General features: G+C 45.0%; 5 protein-coding genes and 1 pseudogene. 3 read left to right on the forward strand and 3 right to left on the reverse strand.

The genetic code is table 11. From position 1 onward, the window contains the following. Nucleotides 1-666, reverse strand: a pseudogene (locus AXFE_RS19670) (IS1595 family transposase); the annotation flags it as partial. A gap of 56 nt (nt 667-722) precedes the next feature. Here AXFE_RS19670 and AXFE_RS17600 point away from each other — a divergent pair. Together AXFE_RS17600 and hpf are read left to right on the forward strand one after the other, a co-directional pair. Then, nucleotides 723-1,001, forward strand: coding sequence for a PALP domain-containing protein (locus AXFE_RS17600; protein WP_052607202.1), 279 nt, complete (start codon nt 723-725; stop codon nt 999-1,001). Nucleotides 1,002-1,463: 462 nt separating this feature from the next. Then, nucleotides 1,464-2,030 carry a ribosome hibernation-promoting factor, HPF/YfiA family gene (gene hpf / locus AXFE_RS17605; protein WP_052607203.1) on the forward strand — a complete coding sequence of 189 codons (567 nt, stop codon included), beginning with the start codon at nt 1,464-1,466 and terminating at the stop codon, nt 2,028-2,030. 717 nt (nt 2,031-2,747) lie between these two features. Here hpf and AXFE_RS18820 read toward each other — a convergent pair. Together AXFE_RS18820 and AXFE_RS21780 are read right to left on the reverse strand one after the other, a co-directional pair. Next, a complete protein-coding gene (locus AXFE_RS18820; protein ID WP_052605095.1) occupies nt 2,748-2,933 on the reverse strand; it encodes a hypothetical protein in 186 nt (61 codons plus the stop codon). Then, a complete protein-coding gene (locus AXFE_RS21780; RefSeq protein WP_082058888.1) occupies nt 2,934-3,194 on the reverse strand; it encodes a zinc ribbon domain-containing protein in 261 nt (86 codons plus the stop codon). A 107-nt stretch (nt 3,195-3,301) separates the two neighbouring features. Here AXFE_RS21780 and AXFE_RS17610 point away from each other — a divergent pair, with 107 nt between their 5' ends. Beyond that, nucleotides 3,302-3,640, forward strand: coding sequence for a transposase family protein (locus AXFE_RS17610; protein ID WP_052605193.1), 339 nt, complete (start codon nt 3,302-3,304; stop codon nt 3,638-3,640). Nucleotides 3,641-3,948 lie beyond the last annotated feature (308 nt).

The raw sequence follows: 3,948 nt of genomic DNA on the forward strand, positions 1-3,948 counted from the left end.
CCAAGGTCTTTCAGCACATACCCCGTAACTTCGGGTTACCATCAACTTATCAGCTTGGTATTAGAATCTAAACGTCTCACAAAAACATCTTTGGGTGATTTAGCAGTGGTATCTTTGATTACTTCCATGAAGCAATGAGTAGGAGCACCATTGCTAATCGACACTCCAATTAGGACATTGGTTTGTTTTGTTCCCTTTCCTCTTCTGCCTTCGCCATGGCTCTCACCACCTAAAAAGAACTCATCTACCTGGACGTTTCCTCCAAGTTTATATAAACCATTTCGGTCAGCCATTGCTTTTCGTAGCTTATTTAGCATCAACCAGCCAGTCGAATAAGATACTTGAACGAATTTAGCAATGGTAGTAGCCGAAAGACCACGCTTGTCGTTGGACAATAGATAGATAGCGGAGAACCACTTGGATAAAGAGATATGGCTTCGATGGAAGATGGTTCCGGAGGTAACGCTAGTTTGACGGTGACAAGATTTACATTGAAAAAGTGGAGCTCGAGATGCTGCATTTCTTCGATGGTTTGGCCTGATTAAGGTAAACTGGTCAGAGTCACACTTTGGGCATCTAAATCCCTCATAGCATAAGCAATTTGATCAAATGATCTTCACATGCTTCCTCTGAAGCGAAGCGTACCATAAAGCCTGAGATATCCACCATGCCTCCTTTATCGAACATCTGTTCTACTAAAGATTAGCTCCAATCTGGTCTCGGTGGAGGCGAAACTTACGAAACTTGATAAGTATGTAGCGATTACCAATCCGCCTCGTATCGACCAAATAGTCAATGCTGTCATAGAAAGCGGTGGATCTTTCGTGACAGTTGATAATAGCGAGATTCAAGAAGCTAAAGCGGCTCTTGGTAGACGTGGAATAGACGTTGAACCTACAGGTGCAGTGGCATATGCGGGTTCGATTAAATATTTTTCTGTGACTCCAATTGAAGGTGGGGCAGCCATCGCATTGACCGGTGCTGGTTTGAAATCCGATTGAATAGAGTGCTTTGGGAACCTTCCAATAGCTACACCGGATAACAGTTACTCCTTATGATTTGTTTGATCCTTTTAACCTGGTTCGTTAAATGAGTGTGTTGTGCTCTATAAAGATTGCGATTTGATTGTCTGATCTCAGTCTTTATAGAGAACCTCATCTCTCACCGCCATAGACCCGCCATAGCGCCGTAGACATAGAGGGGCCTTAGCCAACTTGCCTCGAGCGCAAAAGCGATGGAGCGATTAGCTCATGATATATCCCATGGTGAGCCAGAATTATTGGCCAGTCGGCCTACTGGTTCTCTCTCTATGGTTTTCGAACAACACAATAAAATATTGTTGTTGGAAAATCATTTGCCATTTGTTTACTTTTGACCTAAGTTGAGAATATTGGCATTTATACATTGGAGTGTTCTTCACTTCTTGACGATGAAACTGTTGAGTGCCAATTAAAGGAGGAAAGTTGGAGACTTCATTTCGAACCAAGAACGCTTTACTTAGTGAGACGGATCGCGATCTCATAGAACAAAAGCTTGATCATCTAAGTCACCTTGCAGACGGTGCAAGTCGAGTAGAGGTAAGTTTCTATGAAGAGAAAAATCCGAGAATAGCTGAGCGAGATATTTGCGAAGTCACGATGCACACAAGGTGGGCAGTAATACGTGCTAAAGGTTCAGGAACTGGACTTATGGAAGCCGCCGACAAAGTGGTTGAAAAACTAGAACATCGAATTGAGAAACTCAAAGGCAAGACCATTGTAAGATCTCATCCTCACCACCGAGCAATCAAGAGCACTGGAGTTGTATTCGATGGTGACGGCGAAGAGGAGATAGCGCTTTTAGGGGGTGCTCGAATCGTCAAAGAGAAGTCGTTTAGCATTCCTCCAATGCGACCAGAAGATGCAGCACTTCAAATGCAGCTGCTCTCGCACGACTTTTATTTCTTTACCAATGACGAGACTGGCCGACCCGCTATCGTCTATCAGCGCGAAGATGGCCATGTCGGTTTGATAGATGCTAAAGGCTCCTGATGTGATGATTGGCCGTTGATACCTCTAGATAGGCATTGATACCTCTAGATAGGCATTGATACCTCTAGATAGGCATTGAGCCCTTTAGGGAGGGGAACCTGTTGCAAGAATAGCGCCCCAGTTATTGTCGGCTAAGCGTTGCGTCGGAAACCATTATTTGGCGAGAGTCGCTTTAGGATTACAGGGTCATTTCGGTATGATTTTCATGATTAATTCGAACTCGGTGATTTTGATCCAACTTTGATTCTTGTGATTTTTGACGGGAGATGAATACATTGCCAGTGAAGTCTGGTCGTGGTTCATCTCCTTATCTTTTGGAGTCAGGAGATATTCACTAAAACCTAACGCTTTGCCAACTTTTTGACGGAATTAGGTTTCACCACCTCAAAATCCCAACGCGGTGATCCTCCTGACTTTTGTAGTAGCGCTCCGCTGAGGAGGATGCAGAATCTCCATAGAATGCCTCTGATCCACAAGTTGGGGCAATGCCTGAAGGCTTTCGTGGCCAACTACGACCCATCACATTTTTTGTATTGTTTTACCGGTTGAGCTTTGAGGTGAAGTCGAAATGGTTTGGAGATCGGATTTAGCGATTTGACCTCAATTGAACTGATGGTGGATAAAGGCGAGGAATCTTTAAGTTTGGAAGTCTATCGAGATGCCATTACCGGATGATTTTGCATGTATTGAAACCTCCGCTCCGAAATACATATACATTCATATGCACCTCTTTTGTTTTCGCTCTCCAGACGCCTTTGCGTGTTCTGCCCCATCCACTGGGGCAGAACTAGGGCGAGTCGGTGGTTGCACACCTCCCACGTCCAACTCGCGTTGTCGTGGTATCCTTGGAGTCCTGCCGTGAGCGCTATCCTTGGCATCTTCGAGGATGTTCCGGCTTTCCATTTAGCGTAGGAACCTCGCGTCAAGAATCTTTCTCACTTCCGTGTAGGGAGTGAACCGGTCGATCTGGTGATCTTGGATCCTTGATTTGATGTTCATGGAGGCTACGTGATCTGCATCGCCCTGCCAATTGCAATCCCAATAGGGGTTACGACAGTGAAACACATCCCCGCTTCGGTTGTCGAAAGAGACATACCCACACGTTGGATTAGGACATGTTTGGCTGGTGTAGGCCGCGTTGACCGTTTTAATGGCACTTCGGATTTAACGGTGGCTAGAGGTTAAAGTTCCATTTTTATAAAGTCGCTTTGGAAGTGGTACAGGGGTTCTGCCAGAATGGGATTTGACAAAACTCACAATGGAGAGCCCCTGTGGAAAAAGATCATAAAGCAATTTCTAAAATCTTGGTTGGTTTAGTTGATATTAATTTGATAGGCGTTGAAGATAATCTTGGTGAACCGCTCCATGTTCACATTGAGTGTTCTAATTCACAAAAGCAATGTCCAACTTGTGAAGGCAAAGTTCACCATAATGGCCTCAGAGTTGTTGAGGTTGTAGACCTACCGTCTTTTGGTCGCAAGGTTATTCTTTTTTGGTCTAAGCACAGATGGCGATGTGCAAACAAACACTGCCCCCAACCGTCTTTTAGTGATGATGATCCAAAAATAGCTCAATTTCAAATACCCACAAGGTCGTCTTCGCCTAAGTGATCGGGCGGCTAGATGGGCAACTTATGCTGTTGGAGCCCAGCGTCGTAGCGTTTCTTGTGTGGCTAAGGAACTTGGCTGTGATTGGCATACGATAAATGACGCAGTCGTTGCCTATGGAGCTGCATTGGTGGATGATCCTTCACGTTTTGGTGCTGTGGATGCTCTGGGACTAGACGAGGTCTTGTTCTACCGTGAAGGTAAGTATCACAAACAGAATTGGGCTACAACTATTTCTAGATGTGAGACGTGGTGTAGCTTTAGATGTTGTAGCGGGTCGAGGCGGAGCCAATCCAAAGGCTTGGATTGAA

This window comes from Acidithrix ferrooxidans (genome assembly GCF_000949295.1).
Lineage (GTDB): Bacteria > Actinomycetota > Acidimicrobiia > Acidimicrobiales > Acidimicrobiaceae > Acidithrix > Acidithrix ferrooxidans.

Excerpts from the sequence above, each read along its gene's own strand:
- AXFE_RS18820 (WP_052605095.1), bottom strand. The coding sequence starts at position 2,933 with ATGGAAAGCCGGAACATCCTCGAAGATGCCAAGGATAGCGCTCACGGC.